We start from the raw sequence: 17,621 nt of genomic DNA, 5'->3' as shown, positions 1-17,621 counted from the left end.
TATCGGGGTTGCGGCTGAAAAGCCATGGTGGTTTGCTAAAAAACGATAGCACCGGCGCATAGGTGCGGTGCTATCGTTTTTTAAGGCCGTTACTATACAGTTACCGTTCCGTTATTTAAAATATCGTTTACGTCTACATACGTATAGCCCAATGCATCAGCTACCGCTTTGTACGTTACTTTGCCGTCCACTACGTTGATACCGCGAGCCAGTGCACGGTTTTCAAGCGATGCTTTTGCATAGCCTTTGTTTGCGATTTGCAGCGCATACGGAACCGTTACGTTAGTTAGCGCCATTGTAGATGTGCGGGCTACGGCGCCCGGCATATTGGCTACCGCATAGTGAACCACGCCGTGCTTCACATAAGTCGGTTCACTGTGTGTCGTTACGCGGTCAATCGTCTCAATGGATCCGCCCTGGTCAATAGCTACGTCCACGATAACAGAACCCGCCTCCATCGCTTTTACCATCTCTTCCGTAACAAGGCGAGGTGCGCGCGCACCCGGAATAAGAACCGCACCTATAAGCAGGTCCGCTTCTTTTACAGCTTTTGCGATGTTGTACGGATTGGACATTAATGTTTGGATGCGGCCCTGGAACTGGTCATCCAGTTGACGCAGGCGATCCGGGTTAATATCAAGCAGAGTCACTTTTGCGCCCATGCCCAGCGCGATTTTTGCCGCGTTCATACCCACGATACCGCCGCCGATGATCGTTACGCGACCGGCATCTACACCAGGTACGCCGGCGAGCAGTACACCTTTACCCCCTTTAGATTTCTCAAGGAATTGCGCGCCAATCTGAACGGACATACGTCCAGCTACTTCGCTCATCGGCATAAGCAACGGCAGTGCACCGTTGTCAAGCTGAATGGTTTCATATGCAATTGCCGTTACTTTCTTCTCTACAAGCGCTTTGGTAAGTGCCGCTTCTGGAGCAAGGTGAAGATACGTGAACAGAACCAATCCTTCGCGGAAATACTGGAACTCCTCTGCCAGCGGCTCTTTTACTTTCATCACCATATCGGCTGCCCATGCTTCCCCGGCTGTTTCCACAATTTTTGCGCCTTCGCTTATATACTCTTCGTTGGTAAATCCGCTGCCAAGTCCGGCTTCTGTCTCCACGAGCACCTGGTGTCCGGCCTGTACAAGCGTCGCTACGCCTGCCGGTGTAATGGCTACGCGGTTTTCGTTATTTTTTATCTCCTTCGGTACACCAATAATCATCGTTATAACCTCCTTGTATTCATCAGGAACCCACTGTCTATCCATACAGTTTGCATGCATGTCTACTTATTTTATATTTTATGGCTTTTTAATGAATTTTTCTTTGTATGAAAGCTTAAAAATTCCCTTTACTTGTTTGTGGATTTCCACAACAGGGTATTTCATAAACCGTCTTCATTCTTTATCTATAGGTTTTCCCAGAAATAAAAAAGAATCCCTCGATTGAAGAGATTCCTTTAATTGTTATATTTTCGCAGCTTAATATCCAAAAACAGCATAACACGGTCATTCGGATTGTTCAAATCGATATCGCCCACTTCACAAATGCGTTTCAGGCGATAGCCGAGCGTGTTGGGATGAATGTGCAGTTGCTTTGCCGTTTGATTGATTTTTCCTGTATTATCAAGAAAAATTTCCAGCGTCTCAAGAAGATTCCCCTGATTTTCTGTATCATAAGCCAGAATGCGTTCAAGCTTGGGATTATGATACTTCATCTGTCGGTTCCACTGCTTAAGCCTTGGAAACAGGCGGTATATACCCAGTTCCTGATACCCTTCCACCGTCTGCAGTTCATCCGGCAGCGCTTTTTTAATCTGCATCACTTCCAGAGCCTGCTGGTAACTGAGCCACACCTCTGAAGGATCGGTGACGGGCTCGCCATATGCAGCTGCCATTGTCTCGCTGCCGAACCGGCGCGTAAGCCGCTTGCGTAATTGGTGAATAAACGTCTTACTGGCCTCTTCCGCTCTCTCCCGCTCCCCTTCTTCCAAACCAGCCAAAACAATCACTTGCCTGTCGTCAAACGTCCACAAGGGACGATAACGGAATGGAAAAAACTCACCCAGATTGCTAAACAGATAACTGAGTTCTTTTTGCATATTGTTCCACAGTTCATCCGAGCAGCGTGTTTCCAGAATAAGTACCACCATGACAGGCGGCAGATGAAGACGAAGCTGAGCTGCCGTTTTCTCGATATCAAGGGACTCTCCTGCACTGCGTGAAAGCAGCTGCCAGAAGAACTGGTTCCGTTTCTCCTCCTGCTTGGCGTGCCGATCCCTGCGGTGCAACAGGCGCGGCAATGCAAGGCGGGCCGCACGTTTCAACACTTCCAGATCTTTATCGTCCAGAGGTCGAACCGCCTCCTGTACCCAGATGTAACCGAATACTTCCTGGCCGCGGCGAATGGACACGGCTACCCGATTGTTGAGTCCTACTTCTTTGACGGCGGGTACACGCACCGGCTCATCGCTGTACATGAGCGCCTGGATAACCCCGTCTTTCCAGAAGCGAATCAGCACTTCTTCGGGAACTTTACGTTTCATAATCGTTTGAACGCGCACCGGATCTGTTGCATCGCCATGCGTACTATAAGCGATAACATGGTGATTCATATCTTCAATGGTAATCGGATTTCCCACTCGCTCCGTAATCATGTCCGCCAGCTCCATCAAATCGGAAAACTCTTCAAACGCCTCCACGCTCGTTCTCACCTCTCGCTTCGTCCATTTTTAATTATATACGTACGAAAAAAAGCCGCTTATACAGCGACTTAAGTACCCTATATATGGAAATATACTGGTGCGGGTAGAGAATCCGACTTCATGGTATTGCTACCACTACATCCTGATCTAACGTGTCTGCCGATTCTGCCACATTCGCTAAAAAAATTCAACATTTTACCTATTTTGATGGTAAAATAAAAGTAGTTATTACATAAAATATATAAAATCGATGCAAAAAGAATATATCACGGTACAGCGTTGCTAGTCAAGAAAAAGTTGAGGAGGCTGTGAACAGCTTTGGAAGAACAGAATCGACGCCAATTTTTTCGTCTGCCGCTCCCCCATCCGCTTAGCTCCGATGTCACCATTATCCGCATTAAAGAAAACGCCATTGAAACCGGAAAAGCACAGGTACTAATCGAGGACATCAGTCCGGGAGGGCTTCGCTTCGTCTCTGATGTGAGATTGCCTGCTACCCCTCAGGTTATTCTCGAATTCGAAACAGAAATCATGAATAAGACCTTACAGCTTCCCGGCTATATTGTACGTAAAATTCTGCGTGATCAGCAGGGCATTTATGAATACGGTGTCAAATTCACACTCGATGAGGGCACATACACGGAACTGATTCCGCTTCTGCAATTACTAGCCATTCGCCTGCGCCGTACCCCTATCGTCGGCGGCTGCCGGTTTGCGACAAATGAAGAGCTTGAAAAATTCAACCCAAACAGCAAATCTTCATAATGATACAAAAAGGAGACTTCTTTTTCTGTGAAAATCATGCGAAAAGAAAGAAGAGAAGAGGAAAAAAGAGCCAGAGAAGAAAAAGGCATTCGCCTTTTTCCACATTGAAATCATTGTCTCGTTCTCTCCTCTCTTTTCCTTCGTACCACTAAAGTCAGCCGCCCTTCCCATGATTTTCACGCCGGGGTTGCGGCTGCAAAACCATAGCAGTTTTTTATATATTCGTTATCTTACTTAAGAACTGAATCGTCCGTTCATGCTGCGTGTTTTCGAAAATCTGTTCAGGCGGCCCTTCTTCAACAATGCGCCCCCCATCAATGAAAATCACCTTGTCCGCCGCTTCGCGGGCGAAGTTCATCTCATGGGTAACAACCACCATCGTCATTCCTTCAGCGGCCAGCTCTTTCATTACCTTCAGCACTTCCCCTACAAGCTCAGGGTCCAATGCCGAGGTAGGTTCATCAAACAAAATGACGTCCGGATCCATCGCCATTGCACGTGCGATTCCTACCCGCTGCTGTTGTCCGCCTGAGAGCTGATGCGGATACATCTCCGCCCGGTTCTCCAACCCTACCTTTCTCAACAATTCCAGCGCCCTCTTACGCGCGGCATCCCTGGAACGGCCAAGCACCGTTACCTGCCCCTCCATAATATTCTCTGCCGCCGTCATATGTGGAAACAAATTATAGTTTTGAAATACCATGCCTGTCTGTTTCCGTAAAGCAATTATGTCCTGTTCTTTAATCTTCACGCTCTCTGTAAAAACGAGATGACGATTGCCCAATGTAATCTCGCCTGCAGTAGGAATCTCAAGCAGGTTCAAACAGCGCAGCAGCGTTGTCTTACCTGAGCCGGAGGGACCGATAATTACCACGGTTTCCCCCTTCTTCACCTTCATATCGATTCCCTGTAATACCTCCAGGTTTCCAAATCGTTTATGCAGATTCTTAACTTCAATCATCGCACAGCCTCCATCTTACTTCTGAACATACCGTTCAAATCGATGTTCAAGCGAGTTCTGCAGGGCAGAAAGCACGGTGCTGAACAGTAGATAAATAACGGCCACCTCAATGTAGATCCAGAGCGGCTCATACGTCGCTGCTACCACTTGTTGGGAGGTCTGAAACATCTCCGTTACCGTAATAGTTGCGGCAAGCGATGTATCCTTAACCAGACTGATAAACGAATTGCCAAGCGGCGGCACGGTAACACGGGCCGCCTGCGGCAAAATAATTCTCTTTAGGGCCTGGCGTCGTGTCATGCCGATAGAATAAGCTGCTTCCCACTGTCCTTTTGAAATCGAAAGGATTGCCGCCCGTATAATTTCCGAATTATAAGCGCCCACGCTCAACGTGAAACCGATAACCGCCGCTACAAACCTATCAAGCGTGATACCGAGATTCGGCAGACCATAAAAGATAATGAACAGTTGAACAAGCAGCGGCGTTCCACGAATCACCCATACGTAAAAGCGTGCGATGGCCGCAAGCGGTTTGATGCCCGAAATACGTGCAAGCGCCGTAAGCAAAGCGAGAATTAAACCAAGCGTAAAAGAAATTAAAGTAAGCGGTATGGTAACTTTAATTCCCGCCACCAGCATAGGCCAGAAAGAATCTAAGAGAATCGTAATAATTTGTTGGGTTCGTTCATCCATTCTCTTTCACCTGTTATTTTGAGACGTCGGCGCCAAACCATTTTTTCGAAATCTTCAGGTATGTGCCATCTTTCTTCATATCGGCCAGCGCTTTATTTACCGCTTCTACCAGCTCTGGATTGTTTTTGCGGAACAGCACACCGCTCTGTGAACCTTTCGGCTGCTCAGCGACTTTCTTAACCGGCACTTTCGGTTTTTGCTTTTTCAAATCGAGGAAAGATAGTCCATCATTTACAGTCGCGTCAATTCGTTTTGCCGCAAGCAAATCGATCGCCTGGTTAAATCCGTCCGTCGGTACAATCTCCGCTCCGTTTGCTCTCGCGATGTCGGTCAAATTGCTGGTAAGCGATTGGCCGGCTTTCTTTCCTTTCAAATCGGCAAACGACTTAATATCATGATTGCTCTCGTGTACGATAAGAACGGCTTTGGATACGATATAGGGGTCGGAAAAGTCATATTTCTTCTTTCGATCATCGCGGATTCCGACTTCATTCACTACGATGTCAAAACGCTTTGCATCCAGTCCGGCAAACATGCCGTCCCACTTCGTCTCAATAAACTCCGGCTTTACGCCGAGGCGCCTGGCAATTTCTTCGGCGATTTCCACATCAAAGCCTGTCAGCTTGCCGGATTTGTCATGGAACGTGAACGGTGCATACGTACCTTCTGTTCCGATTTTAATTTTGCCTTCTGATTTAATTTGCGCCAGCAGATTGTCCGCCTTCCGCTCCTGGCTGCTGCCTGTTTGCTCTTGCTTGCCTCCCTGCTCCTGTCCGGCATTGTTTCCGCCGCAAGCAGTTAGAGTCAATGCAAACATAAGTAGAAAAATAAAAAGTATGCCTACTTTTTTCATGTTTAATCCCCCAGTTATTTAATCGGAATTAATAATTTTCTGCTACGATAGTAATGCGATTATCGAAAAATGTCAATATATCATTACAGATGACGGCCCTTTATTTCTTTACCTCAAATAGCAATGTAATCCATTCTTCGTCTACCTGCCGTTTCTTAAGAATGCATCCCCGCTCTTCATACACCTTCCGTACGTCCGCTTCCGCCCATTCTACAAGCCCGGAAATGATAAGCATGCCATCCGCTCGAATAAGCCGAAGACAGGTGTCCACCTGACGAACCGCTTCTTCTCCTCCTATATTGATTAAGATAAGATCGTACAACGATTCTCCAAGCAGAGTGTTGCCGTCCCCCACATACACCTCCGGAGCTCTCACTCCATTTAACGAAGCCATATATTCAATTTCTGACGGTGAAGATGGATTAATGTCAACTGCCAGTACAGAAGCCGCGCCGCGCATCTCACAGTAAATGGACAAGATACCCGATCCCGCACCGATGTCCAGCACATTCTTTCTCTCCAGGTTCATTTGCTCGATAAAACGAAGGCAACTCTGGGTTGTGCCGTGCTTGCCCGTGCCGAATGCGCCCCCGGGCTCAAATATTATCCGATATGGCTGCGAATATTTATCTGCTGCCTCTTCTTTTTTCCATACAGGTATTAATACCAGTTCATCGGATATTTCTTCAATATCAAAGTGCGCCTTCCAATCGTCTGCGTGCTGTAGTTCAGGTTCCTTCCATCTGCTCTCCCGCATGCCGAACGGAGCCAGTTCACGGTGCAGCGTTGCGAGTGATTGTTCTGCCTCCTTTTCGATATCCGCGCCTTCTTCTACCGCTTCATATGTAATGACGGTAACGTCCGTATCTTTCACCGCATAATCGTAGCCGTCCGGAATGCGCAGAATTTCCAAGGGCGCGTCTACCCAGCTATTCGCAAATCCCTTTTCACCGAGCAGATACATGACCGATTCCGTATCCGTCTCCGCCGGAAATACAAGCTGGTATTCAATCCACTGCATCTTTTCGTATCCCCTTTCTTCTCTTCCTGTATTTTCTTCAAACCTAAGTATAAAAAACCTCCTATCCTGCGATAAGAGGTTTTCGTCACTAATCATCAAGTAAATTGTTAATATCATCGACAATCTGTTCATTGTTCATACCGCTGCCCATCTTATAAATGGCGCGGATGTTTTGATTACCGTCTACAAGAAAAAGTTCGTTCGAATGCATAAAGATGCCGTTTCCCTGATCTTCTGCAAACACCTTAAACCCTTCCAAAACCTGTTTGGTTTCCTCAGGCGTACCGCGCAGAAACATCCAGCCGTCCGGCTTAATCCCCCGGGCTGCCGTATACTGCTGCAGCACCTGTCCGGTATCCCGCTTCGGGTCGAACGTGATTGTCATTAACAGCGCCTGATTGCCGAGAACGCCCTGTTCTTTCAGTTTTTGCTGTACCCGGATCAAGTTAAAATTCGTTGCCTGGCATACGTCCGGGCAATGTGTATAATGGAAAGAAACGAGGCGCACCTTGCCATCGGAATCACGCAATGCAACGGGTTTTCCGTACATGTCCGACATCGTAAAGGAAGGGGCCCGATCAAGCGTCGGAAGCTTGCTGGCCCCCCACCATAACTGATAGACAATCGTAAGGAGAACCGCCGCGATAAGCATGCCCGCTACCACGACAAACCAATAGCGTTTCAAGACCGAAGCCATGGCTCCCCCAACTCCTTCTGCCGTCGTCCTATTCCCTCGTTGTCAGCCTGGAAAGGTACATAAAGATGAAAAACAGAATGAACGGAAATACGATATAGCCAAGCGCATAAAAAATGATGCCCATGCCGTTCCCTCCCCGTTATAATTTACCGAGCTGCGAGAGCTTAATCCCGCACCACTCGGCAAACTGACCGATTTCGATCAAATCGCATTGGATGAAAACAAATAACCCCATGATTACTGTATATATCCATACAGCTGTCGCTCCAGGGATGAAACGATTAAGCGCTTTTTCATTGTTCCGCATCTTGAAGTAAAACGCACGGAGGTAGAGCACGATGCAAATAAGAACGAGAATTTCCATAATCGCCTGCACAATGACATAGGCGGTCCAGGCTGCCGGGCCAAGCGACCGGTAGCTCTGGATAAGGGACCAGTCAATCACCACATAGCCGATCGCGGCAATCATCGCCAGCGCAAGCAAACCGAATGCAAGGCCGTCTTTGCGCTTCTTGTAGCTAATACCGCCGGCCAGAGTGAGCACTCCCAGCGCCACCAATAGAAGAACATTATAATTGACTAAATCCTGTACGTCGGCCGGCAGCGTAACGTTAAATACGTCCGGCGACCAGCCGCGCAGGTACACATTCGATACGATAAACACGGCAAATGTAAACGTAAACGAAATCAATCCGAGCCATACGCCCAGCAAGCCGTTATCTTTGATGCCTTTCTTCGGCGCATGTTCTTCCCCTGCATGCACAGCCATGCTCATACCTCCTCCATCCCGCCGTAAGACGGAAAATTATACCCGGTCAATCAAAATCAATACCGTAAACATCATCACGTAGACCAGCGAATAAACGAATGAATTACGTGCAAACTTGATATCATCCTTCGCAAAGAAACCCGTCATATTTAAGATGACATATCCGATACCGAGTACAGCCATGCCGATAAGATATACCATACCTACCTCGCTGAGCGCGTACAGCATAATAGATACAAGCACAAGAGCGGCTGTATAGCGGAGAATATGACGTTTCGTTACGGCAAATCCGCGAACGGACGGCAGCATCTGAAATCCTGCGGCACGGTAATCTTCCGCCCGGCGCATCGCCAGTGCCAGGAAGTGCGGGCATTGCCAGATGAACAGGATGCTGAACAGCACCCAAGCCGTCATGTCAACCGTACCGGAAATCGCCGCATACCCCATCATCGGAGGCATCGCTCCGGAAACAGCGCCTACAAGCGTATTCAGCGTCGTCGTGCGCTTTGTCCACATCGTATACACCACAACATAGAAGAACAAACCCACAAGACCAAGTACGGCCGTCAGCGTATTGATGAGAAGAAGAATGACAGAACCCGCAATTCCGAAAACAAAGCCCATAATCATTACATTTTGCGGATTTAACCGTCCTTCCGGCAGCGCTCTTGTCTTCGTACGCGCCATAAGCTGGTCAAGGTCACGATCAATATAGTTGTTTAGGCAAGTGCCTGACATAATTACAAGCGCAGAGCCCAGCATCGCCATCAGTACCGTATCCACGGGAAGCGGACCGTCGGCGGCAAGCCAGATACCTGCAAACAGCGTCATTAGGTTAGAGACTACAATACCAACTTTCGTTACCGATACATAATCGCGCCAGTCGCCTTTCGGTTTCGCTTCGGAAAGCGGACCCGGCTCCATTACACGGCTGGCTGGATTTTCGTACATATTTTTTTCAGAAATAGGCGTACCCATTTCAAAACCTCCCTGCATATAGTAGCGTTAGCCAAGATTTACTGCTGATTGTTTACTGCCGGATACGACTTTGCTGTCTTTGTCGGCTGTAAGGAGCAAGTTTGCTCCCAATTTTGCTTCTACGACCATAAACACCGCAAGAGCCATCATCAGGGCGGCAATCGCCATATGAATAACATTTGTAATAACGGCAAGATGCGCCACCACCGTGATGAATCCCGTTATCGGCTGAAGCGCAAGCAGAATGAGCAGCGTAACTGCCTGGTTCTTCATCACTTTGCGCAGACGCGCGTAGAAGTACAGCCACAGTGACGAGAATACAATCAGCAAAGTAGCAAACACATGCACGTACATCAGCGTTGTCGCGATAGCCGGAGTGGAAATGATATTATTCAGCAAATTTATTTTGCCGTTTACCCACACCTGACCGGCGTCGCTGTGTTTGATAAATGCACCCAGCACGTATTCGATATAGATAGCAATCGCAGCGATCAGGGCCGGTTTGAACATGGCGCGAACCTGTCTGTCCTCTCGGAATTCGCCCTGCTTCTTACGGAAGTTCGCAAGCGTTACTCCTGTCAGTACGACAAATGTCGAGAACAGAAGAATGGCAAAGCTTGTATCCATTGCGGTAAAGCCAGGCGGCAGCTTCTTCAGTACATTGATGCCGCCAAGCACCGCCACAAACAGAAGCAGAACAAACGAGAGCAGAACCAGTTTCAGCACAATGGGGCTTTCCTTTCGTTTGCGCCACGCGAAATACAGATTGGCCAGCATAAGAAACCCTATTCCGGTAGATAACAAGCGATGCGTATATTCTATGATGATTTTCCCTTCTAACGGCGGGATAATATGCCCGTTGCACAGCGGCCAGTCGGAGCATGCCAATCCGGCGTCAAACCCTACAACGAGCGCTCCAGCAATCAGCAGCAGAAAGGTGGCGATAGTCGTTACGAAAGGTAAGCGATATCCCATTGTTACACCCCTTCTTTACGCTCCAAATGACTTTTGAGACGTATAATTTTCTTCTGCTTCGCCGAATTCGTACGGCGGAGCGGTTACATACGGCATTTCGATAAAGTTGTGTTCAGGCGGAGGTGAAGACACCGTCCACTCGAGCGTTTGTGCGCCCCACGGATTCGCGGGAGCCTTTGCACCACTTCTTAAAGAAACTACAATTGTAACCACCATCATTACTGCTGCTGCACCAACCAGATACGAACCAAACGTCGCAACCTGATTGGCAATCTGCATACCATTAGCCGGGTCGTACTGGAATACGCGGCGCGGCATGCCCATCATACCGATGTAATGCATCGGGAAGAACGTCAGGTTCGTACCAATGAAATACATCCAGAATACGATTTTGCCAAGTTTCTCATTGTACATACGGCCGGTCATCTTCGGGAACCAGTAGAAGATACCAGCCAGTACCGCCATCATACTTCCCCCGAACAATACATAGTGGAAGTGGGCGACAACGAAATACGTGTCATGCATATGCATATCAACCGGTACCGCTGCAAGAAAGATGCCGCCAAGTCCTCCGATGGTAAACATCCCTATGAATCCAAGGGTAACGAACAGCATCGGCGTGGTAAACCAGTTGGAACCTCGCCATAACGTAGCAAGCCAGTTAAAAATCTTAATCGCGGACGGCACCGCAATAATCATCGAGGTTACCATGAACGGAATCCCCGTTGCGAGCGGCATGCCCGCCACAAACATATGGTGTGCCCAAACCAGAAAACCTAAGAAACCGATGGCGATTGACGAGTACGCAATCGCATGATAGCCAAAAATCGGTTTCCGTGCAAATACCGGAATAATCTCCGATACGATCCCCATCGCCGGAATCACCATGATATATACCGCAGGATGGGAATAGAACCAGAACAGGTGCTGGTACAGCATCGGGTCTCCGCCGGCGGACGCATCGTAGAAATGCGTACCGAAATGACGGTCGAACAACAACGTTGTAATAGCGCCCGCCAGTGCAGGCGTACCAAACAGCTGGATAAACGCTGTAATTAATGAAGACCATACATACAGTGGAAGACGGTTGAATGTCATTCCCGGAGCACGCATATTAAATACTGTTACAATAATGTTTATAGCACCAAGGATTGAAGAAATACCTAAAATATGCACCCCTAAAACCCATATATCAAGGCCAAGACCTTGCGACTGGATACTGTAGGGTGGATACGCGGTCCAACCGATATCCGGCATTCCAAAATAAAAACTGCTCAAGAACACCACACCGCCCAGCGCGAACAACCAGAAGGCCAAGTTGTTCATCCGCGGGAACGCCATATCATGTGCCCCGATCATAATCGGAACAAGATAGTTCCCGAACGCTGCGGTGAGCATCGGAATCATAAACAGGAAAATCATAATGGAGCCGTGCATAGTGAACATCTGGTTGAACATGTCAGCCTGCGGCACTACATCCGGCATCCCCGGTGTCAGCAGTTCAGTACGGATAACGAGCGCCGCCGCTCCTCCGATAAAGAAGAAGAACAAACACGCAACGCCGTACATAATTCCGATTTTCTTATGATCGACGGTAAGCAACCAGTCTCTGACAAAAGATGGCTTTTTCGTTTCGGCAGTGGCAGTAGCTCCCATACGCTTCACTCCTCCCTATTTCAAGGTTTTGATATACTCAGCAATTGCCTTCGCTTCTTCCTCGGTTACCTGCTGCGGCGGCATTGGTGAAGAATAACCTTGAGGGATTTTCGCTGCAGGGTCCATGATGGATTCTACAATGTACTTCTCATCATATTTAGCGGTACTGCCGTCGGACAGCTTCACGTCTTTACCAAACATGCCACCCCATCCCGGACCGACCAATTTGTTTTGGTCAGTAGCGTGACAGCTTAAACAGCCTTTCTGTTCGGCAAGCGCTTGCCCTTCGCCGCCAGGACCACCTGCGGCGCCACCGCCGGCTTTTCCGCCGGACTGCACAAATTTATTGAATTCGTCTGTATTTACCACGTTGAGTTTCGCTAGCATCATCGAGTGCATTGTCCCGCAATATTCGGCGCATACTATAGGGTATTCGCCCTGTTTAGTTGGGCCGGACCAGATCTGTGTTTGGCGTCCAGGTACTGCATCCTGTTTAATTCGCATAGCTGGAATCCAAAAGCTGTGAATAATGTCGGCGGATGTAATTTTAAATAGGACGTTTTTATCCTCCGGAATGACGAGCTTATTTGTCGTCTTAAATCCTTCTGGATACTCAAAGTCCCATCTCCATTTGTAACCCGTTACATTAATCGTGTACACATCTTTTGGTGGGGTCTGAATTGCGTACGTCATCTGTGAACCAAACACGCCAATGGCGACCAGAATAAGAGCAGGTATTACTGTCCAAATGATTTCCATTTTCGTGTTCCCGTGCAACGCAATTCCCTGTTTGTCCGGTCGTTTTCTTCTGTAGCGAACAAGGAAGATAAAGAGAAGCATTTCAACCAGGACAAAGATGAAAAGAGAGATAGCTGCGATAAACCAAAACAAGGAATCGACCTGCTTTGCCATGTCATTAATGGCCGGGGGAAATAACCAACTGAAATCCACACAATACACTCCTTTCTTCTATCATTTGTTCTATACAGCAGCAGAACAAATGAAAATTTAGGTATAAGAAATAATATCTACATGGTAAATACCATATAAATGTTATCAATTTTCATCTCATTTGTATAGTGTTTTGAACATATGCACCACTCGGTAAAATTATGTATGGCAAAGAGGGAAAAACCTTGGTAGAAGCGAAAAGAGTAAAGGTGTGTTTTTACCTTTACTCTTACCCAAATGTCATTTATTTGACACATTTTGGCCTGCTTTTTGTCACTATTATTTTACCAATGATGCAAATTCATAGAGAATTCTTGCCGTTAATCCCCAGATAATTTTTCCGTCATATTGATAGAAAAATTCAGGGAGTTTCGTACTACGCCATTTGTAATTCTTCCCCTGCGGGATTAGCTCGAACGGAAAGTTTTCTTCCGGTTTTACCGCCAGATGAACATAATGGACATCCGGTTCTTCTTCTAAAAAGAACTCAAGAGGAACACAGAAAACTTCTTCTACTTCGGCACGGTTCGGGGCAATCTTTTGGTAATCATGAATTTTACCGACAAACGAATAAATAGAAGAGGAATACGGCGGAATAAGAATACCCAAACTCTCGATGATCTGGATGTCGCTTTCCTCAAGGCCTAATTCTTCACATGTTTCCCGAATCGCTGCGGCCTGCTCGCTCTCATCTCCTTCATCAATTTTTCCGCCCGGGAAGCAAATCTCCCCGGGCTGCCTTTTCAATGTCTGTGCTCTTACTTCGAATAGCACATGAAGTTTTCCATCCTTCTCCACCAGCGGAATTAGAACCGCAGCCCGCATCAGTGGAGCAAATCCAAATAAATTGAAAGAGCGCTGACTTATCCGATTTTGAATTTGTTCTATCATTCGTGTCTCCACTACTCCTTTTGTCTTTTACAGAATGACAGCCTCATTTACTTGAATATGGGCGTCACGCAAAATTTTCATCAAATATTCGTATGGTGTTCGGGCGATTTCCGTATAGCTTCTGCGGGTATACAAGTGAACCGCATTGGGAAATTCACTTCTAAGCTGGGAACGCAGTTTCTTGCCGGATGCATCTTCATCCACGAAAATGTACACATCGGCATCACCGGCCTGATGATAGATGTCTTCCAGCTTTCGCATACTTAACGTTCCGTGCGTGCAGATAATTTCCACAGGCTCTGCGATGATTTTCTCCAGACGTTTCTTATCCGTCTTTCCCTCCACGATAATGACTTTGCCTATGATCATTGCCCATCACCTCGCAGCGAATCTGACCACTTATCGTTAGAAATCTTACTTTTATTATATGTTGATTTAAAGTATTAGTAAAAACGAAAGTGCATTTTTCGCATAATCCCTATGATAGTAGGGTTCCAATTATGGCATGTTCGCATGCTTTGAAAAATCCACTCTGATGTACTAAGCTAAATACAGGATGATCCGCCATAGACAAATTCACGAAGGGAAGGATGAACAGGCCATGAACAGCGCCTACCGCACCCACCTTGAAACTCATCGCAACACCCATCTTAAAGAACTGAAGGATTTGCTGAGCATCCCAAGCGTAAGTGCCCTTTCCGCCCACAAACCGGATATTAAGCGCGCCGCAGAATGGCTGGCCGATTCTCTACAGGCGGCCGGACTTGAAAACGTGAAAATTATGCCGACCGATGGAAACCCGATCGTATACGCCGATTGGTTACATGCCGATAGCGACATTACTGCGTTAATTTACGGCCATTATGACGTACAGCCGGTCGATCCGCTGGAACTGTGGCAAACACCGCCCTTCGAACCCGATATTCGTGACGGTAAGATTTACGCGCGCGGCGCAACGGATGACAAAGGCCAGATTTTCATGCATATCAAAGCCGTGGAGGCGCTATTGAAAACGGAGGGCAAGCTGCCGGTCAATGTAAAATTCTGTATCGAAGGCGAAGAAGAAATCGGAAGTCCGGCGCTTGAGCCGTTCGTGGAGCAAAACAAAGATAGGCTGGCGGCAGACGTGCTGGTTATCTCCGATACGCCGATGCTGGAAAAAGGCAAACCTGCCATTTGCTATAGTCTGCGCGGTTTATGCGCCATGCAAATTGATATCCGCGGTGCAAACAGCGATTTGCATTCAGGCATTTACGGGGGCGGAGTTGCCAATCCGCTGCATGCTCTCGCCGCCATTTTAGCATCCATGCATGATGAGAGAGGACGTGTTGCTGTCGAGGGGTTCTATGACAGGGTCAGACCGCTTACCGAAGAAGAACAGCAGGCGTTCCGCGATTTACGATACGATGAGGAAGCGTTGAAGAAAGAATTAAATGTAAGCGAGCTGTACGGAGAAGAAGGGTTCAGCTTCCTGGAGCGCACCTGGGCGCGTCCGACGCTCGAGATTAACGGCATATACGGTGGCTTCCAGGGCGAAGGCATCAAGACGGTACTGCCGTCCGAGGCGCATGCCAAGCTGTCCTGCCGTCTGGTCGGCGACCAGGACCCAAATGAGATTCAAGAACTAATTGAAAAGCATGTTCACGCACATACACCACCGGGCGTGCAGGTGAAAGTAACCCGCATGGATACCGGCCGGCCGTTCGAGACACCATATGACCATCCTGTCATCCAGGCAGCGATGCGCGCATACGAGAAAGCATACGAGGCAACACCTGCACTCACCCGGATGGGCGGATCGATTCCGATTGTGGAAGGGTTCGGACGCCTGCTGAATGTCCCGGTCGTACTGATGGGCTTCGGCCTGCCGGGCGAGAATTTCCACGCGCCGAACGAGCATTTCCATCTGGAGAATTTCGATAAAGGGCTTATTACCATCTGCGAATATTGGAAAGAGCTTGCCGGTATCAAAATGAAGTAAAGACAGCCAGAATCGTAACGGGTTTGCCTATAGTTTTTATTAAAAGGCTCTGTTAAAGAACTATGTTGATGTACAAGGAAAATCCAAATCAACAGAAATCTTTAACAGGGCCTTTTTAAAAAGTTCATCATTCGGGTCACAGTTCACAAAAAGAGATTTGGTTGTCTTTATCAGTACAAACTTATTTTGGTATTGATTTTTAGTTTAATATTAAAAAATGTGGTGGACCATTTAATACGTCTGGCTAATGATTCCTTTCCATCTGCAAATGAATCAACCCTCCTCGAATCCGGATCAATAAAAGCACCAGAAAATAACGCGGCTAAAACCAAGAATATTAGTCCAGTTACTCCTGAATACATTGTTATTAAATTGATTTTACCTTGAATCAGAACTATGAGGAAATCGATAAGTAAAATACATAAGCCAATCCCTAAAGCCTTCAGAAAAATTCCCCCTTTTCCCTCTATTTTTTCCTCGAGACACTTACTTGTTATCACTTTATATTTTTTATTCTATATTATTTAAATCGATCCAAAAGAGATAAATTTAGTAAAATTAATGAAAATAATTCCAAAACAGTACCAAATACCCATATATTAACTGCAAAATTATATCACTATTTTGATATGATTTCCAATATTTTTCCAATACCACATTGAGGGGGAATTCTAGTGAGTAAGAGGAGAAAAATCATGGGTCTTCTGTTGTCGGGTTTTATGGTAGCTGCAAGTGTACCAGCATTTACCGTATCTGATGTGTCGGTAAAAGAATCCAAGCTGCTTTATCAATCCCAGGAAATAAAGGACGTAGACAAGCTATTTGAAAGAGCAAAAAATGGAGTTAGTGATATTGAAAGTGATAAGGAAGGCAATGGGGCAGTTTCTCAAATTCTAAAAAATAAAGAAGGAAAGCAAAGGGATGTCAGGTTATACAAGACAACACAGAAACTAAAAGAAATTAAACTTGCAAATGGTGAAACAGAAACACAATATGCTACGACCGTAATTGCATCTGTTTCTAGAACTTATGATGGCAATAGATCTGATTCCGGCTCTGATGTAAGTGTAAGTGTTAAATCGTCTTCTACTTTTTATTGGTCAAATGTAACGATAAACGGTATATCATGCATAAAACACCAAGGGGCTAGTGGGAGCTGGGTTATTAGTGATTCTAATATTTCTATTTCTAATCGACAGGTAGAGTTAGGTGGCTGTTGGTTACTCTCCTGATTCTTTTATTAAAAATCAGTATTACACATATAATACCACAAGTAATACGTTCGATATTCTTCCACCGTCATCCTGGAGTCCGGTTGGAACAGCCAAACGTGGTTTCTTTGGTGTTAATACAAAATGTACGGTAAAAGAGATTAGTACAGGGGATACGTGGAGCTTCATTTTTACAAATAAACTTCAGTAAAAATTACTCGTAGTATAAATCACTACTTCGTTACTTAGGAGCGAAGTAGTGATTTTTCCTTTATACATGAGGTTTTTACGCAAATTAAATGTTATTAACTAGACTCTTACAGTTTTTTCACTTCCCCCTAAAAAAGGACAGGACATCCTAAAGAGCGCACTTTGCTTTTTTTACATAATATATTTATAATTGTAAACACTATAGTAAATACAATTTTTGTGGTATGAAGGAAAAAAGAGAAGAGAACGAGACAATGATTTCAATGTGGAAAAAGGCGAAGGCCTTTTTCTTCCCTGGATCT

Annotated in this window: 18 protein-coding genes; 3 read left to right on the top strand and 15 right to left on the bottom strand. The window is 46.5% G+C overall.

The features are described 5' to 3' along the window. Positions 1-92 precede the first annotated feature (92 nt). Both ald and B2899_RS14985 read right to left on the bottom strand, forming a co-directional pair. Positions 93-1,226, bottom strand: a complete 1,134-nt coding sequence (gene ald / locus B2899_RS14990; protein WP_146808174.1) for an alanine dehydrogenase — start codon at positions 1,224-1,226, stop codon at positions 93-95. Positions 1,227-1,462: 236 nt separating this feature from the next. Continuing rightward, on the bottom strand, positions 1,463-2,704 hold the full coding sequence (locus B2899_RS14985; protein ID WP_146808175.1) for a PucR family transcriptional regulator: 1,242 nt from the start codon (positions 2,702-2,704) through the stop codon (positions 1,463-1,465). Between the two features lie 321 nt (positions 2,705-3,025). Here B2899_RS14985 and B2899_RS14980 point away from each other — a divergent pair, with 321 nt between their 5' ends. Further along, entirely contained in the window at positions 3,026-3,472 is a 447-nt protein-coding gene (locus B2899_RS14980) for a PilZ domain-containing protein (protein ID WP_146808176.1), read from the top strand. Between the two features lie 214 nt (positions 3,473-3,686). Here B2899_RS14980 and B2899_RS14975 read toward each other — a convergent pair whose 3' ends face one another. The 12 genes from B2899_RS14975 to B2899_RS14920 form a co-directional block, all read right to left on the bottom strand. Beyond that, entirely contained in the window at positions 3,687-4,433 is a 747-nt protein-coding gene (locus B2899_RS14975) for an amino acid ABC transporter ATP-binding protein (protein WP_286886859.1), read from the bottom strand. Positions 4,434-4,448: 15 nt separating this feature from the next. Then, entirely contained in the window at positions 4,449-5,126 is a 678-nt protein-coding gene (locus B2899_RS14970; protein ID WP_286886857.1) for an amino acid ABC transporter permease, read from the bottom strand. Positions 5,127-5,139: 13 nt separating this feature from the next. Continuing rightward, a complete protein-coding gene (locus tag B2899_RS14965; RefSeq protein ID WP_286886856.1) occupies positions 5,140-5,979 on the bottom strand; it encodes an amino acid ABC transporter substrate-binding protein in 840 nt (279 codons plus the stop codon). A 100-nt stretch (positions 5,980-6,079) separates the two neighbouring features. Next, on the bottom strand, positions 6,080-7,000 hold the full coding sequence (locus B2899_RS14960) for a 50S ribosomal protein L11 methyltransferase (RefSeq protein WP_286886853.1): 921 nt from the start codon (positions 6,998-7,000) through the stop codon (positions 6,080-6,082). An 88-nt stretch (positions 7,001-7,088) separates the two neighbouring features. Continuing rightward, positions 7,089-7,697 (bottom strand): SCO family protein, encoded by a 609-nt coding sequence (locus B2899_RS14955; protein WP_286886846.1) that lies wholly within the window; start codon positions 7,695-7,697, stop codon positions 7,089-7,091. A 139-nt stretch (positions 7,698-7,836) separates the two neighbouring features. Next, positions 7,837-8,466, bottom strand: a complete 630-nt coding sequence (locus tag B2899_RS14950; protein WP_146808182.1) for a hypothetical protein — start codon at positions 8,464-8,466, stop codon at positions 7,837-7,839. A 36-nt stretch (positions 8,467-8,502) separates the two neighbouring features. After that, positions 8,503-9,444 (bottom strand): heme o synthase, encoded by a 942-nt coding sequence (gene cyoE, locus B2899_RS14945; RefSeq protein WP_146808183.1) that lies wholly within the window; start codon positions 9,442-9,444, stop codon positions 8,503-8,505. A 27-nt stretch (positions 9,445-9,471) separates the two neighbouring features. Further along, positions 9,472-10,419: a COX15/CtaA family protein gene (locus B2899_RS14940; protein ID WP_286886843.1), complete on the bottom strand. Its 948-nt coding sequence runs from the start codon at positions 10,417-10,419 to the stop codon at positions 9,472-9,474. A 15-nt stretch (positions 10,420-10,434) separates the two neighbouring features. Further along, positions 10,435-12,075, bottom strand: a complete 1,641-nt coding sequence (ctaD, locus tag B2899_RS14935; protein ID WP_286886840.1) for a cytochrome c oxidase subunit I — start codon at positions 12,073-12,075, stop codon at positions 10,435-10,437. 15 nt (positions 12,076-12,090) lie between these two features. Further along, positions 12,091-13,026, bottom strand: a complete 936-nt coding sequence (gene coxB, locus B2899_RS14930) for a cytochrome c oxidase subunit II (RefSeq protein WP_286886839.1) — start codon at positions 13,024-13,026, stop codon at positions 12,091-12,093. 279 nt (positions 13,027-13,305) lie between these two features. After that, the gene (locus B2899_RS14925) at positions 13,306-13,917 is read right to left on the bottom strand and encodes an NUDIX hydrolase (protein WP_146808187.1); all 612 of its coding nucleotides are present in this window, start codon (positions 13,915-13,917) and stop codon (positions 13,306-13,308) included. A gap of 27 nt (positions 13,918-13,944) precedes the next feature. Beyond that, positions 13,945-14,286 (bottom strand): toprim domain-containing protein, encoded by a 342-nt coding sequence (locus B2899_RS14920; protein ID WP_218029522.1) that lies wholly within the window; start codon positions 14,284-14,286, stop codon positions 13,945-13,947. A gap of 232 nt (positions 14,287-14,518) precedes the next feature. On the opposite strand from B2899_RS14920, the gene B2899_RS14915 reads away from it, so the two are divergent. After that, positions 14,519-15,898, top strand: coding sequence for a dipeptidase (locus tag B2899_RS14915; RefSeq protein ID WP_286886836.1), 1,380 nt, complete (start codon positions 14,519-14,521; stop codon positions 15,896-15,898). 170 nt (positions 15,899-16,068) lie between these two features. Here B2899_RS14915 and B2899_RS18505 read toward each other — a convergent pair whose 3' ends face one another. Further along, positions 16,069-16,398 (bottom strand): DUF5316 family protein, encoded by a 330-nt coding sequence (locus B2899_RS18505; protein ID WP_414631786.1) that lies wholly within the window; start codon positions 16,396-16,398, stop codon positions 16,069-16,071. Positions 16,399-16,572: 174 nt separating this feature from the next. Between B2899_RS18505 and B2899_RS14910 the strand changes: the two genes are divergently transcribed. After that, the gene (locus tag B2899_RS14910; protein WP_286886834.1) at positions 16,573-17,130 is read left to right on the top strand and encodes a hypothetical protein; all 558 of its coding nucleotides are present in this window, start codon (positions 16,573-16,575) and stop codon (positions 17,128-17,130) included. Positions 17,131-17,621 lie beyond the last annotated feature (491 nt).

Source organism: Aneurinibacillus sp. UBA3580 (assembly GCF_002375825.1).
In the GTDB taxonomy this organism is placed as follows: Bacteria; Bacillota; Bacilli; order Aneurinibacillales; family Aneurinibacillaceae; genus Aneurinibacillus; species Aneurinibacillus danicus.
This window is presented reverse-complemented; position numbering and strand designations above follow the sequence as displayed.

Bases quoted from the DNA above. Each gene is read 5' to 3' on its own strand.
- ald (WP_146808174.1), bottom strand. From the start codon at position 1,226: ATGATTATTGGTGTACCGAAGGAGATAAAAAATAACGAAAACCGCGTA.
- B2899_RS14975 (WP_286886859.1), bottom strand. From the start codon at position 4,433: ATGATTGAAGTTAAGAATCTGCATAAACGATTTGGAAACCTGGAGGTA.
- B2899_RS14970 (WP_286886857.1), bottom strand. From the start codon at position 5,126: ATGGATGAACGAACCCAACAAATTATTACGATTCTCTTAGATTCTTTC.
- B2899_RS14965 (WP_286886856.1), bottom strand. From the start codon at position 5,979: ATGAAAAAAGTAGGCATACTTTTTATTTTTCTACTTATGTTTGCATTG.
- B2899_RS14960 (WP_286886853.1), bottom strand. From the start codon at position 7,000: ATGCAGTGGATTGAATACCAGCTTGTATTTCCGGCGGAGACGGATACG.
- B2899_RS14955 (WP_286886846.1), bottom strand. From the start codon at position 7,697: ATGGCTTCGGTCTTGAAACGCTATTGGTTTGTCGTGGTAGCGGGCATG.
- B2899_RS14950 (WP_146808182.1), bottom strand. From the start codon at position 8,466: ATGGCTGTGCATGCAGGGGAAGAACATGCGCCGAAGAAAGGCATCAAA.
- cyoE (WP_146808183.1), bottom strand. From the start codon at position 9,444: ATGGGTACGCCTATTTCTGAAAAAAATATGTACGAAAATCCAGCCAGC.
- B2899_RS14940 (WP_286886843.1), bottom strand. From the start codon at position 10,419: ATGGGATATCGCTTACCTTTCGTAACGACTATCGCCACCTTTCTGCTG.
- ctaD (WP_286886840.1), bottom strand. From the start codon at position 12,075: ATGGGAGCTACTGCCACTGCCGAAACGAAAAAGCCATCTTTTGTCAGA.
- B2899_RS14925 (WP_146808187.1), bottom strand. From the start codon at position 13,917: ATGATAGAACAAATTCAAAATCGGATAAGTCAGCGCTCTTTCAATTTA.
- B2899_RS14920 (WP_218029522.1), bottom strand. From the start codon at position 14,286: ATGATCATAGGCAAAGTCATTATCGTGGAGGGAAAGACGGATAAGAAA.
- B2899_RS14915 (WP_286886836.1), top strand. From the start codon at position 14,519: ATGAACAGCGCCTACCGCACCCACCTTGAAACTCATCGCAACACCCAT.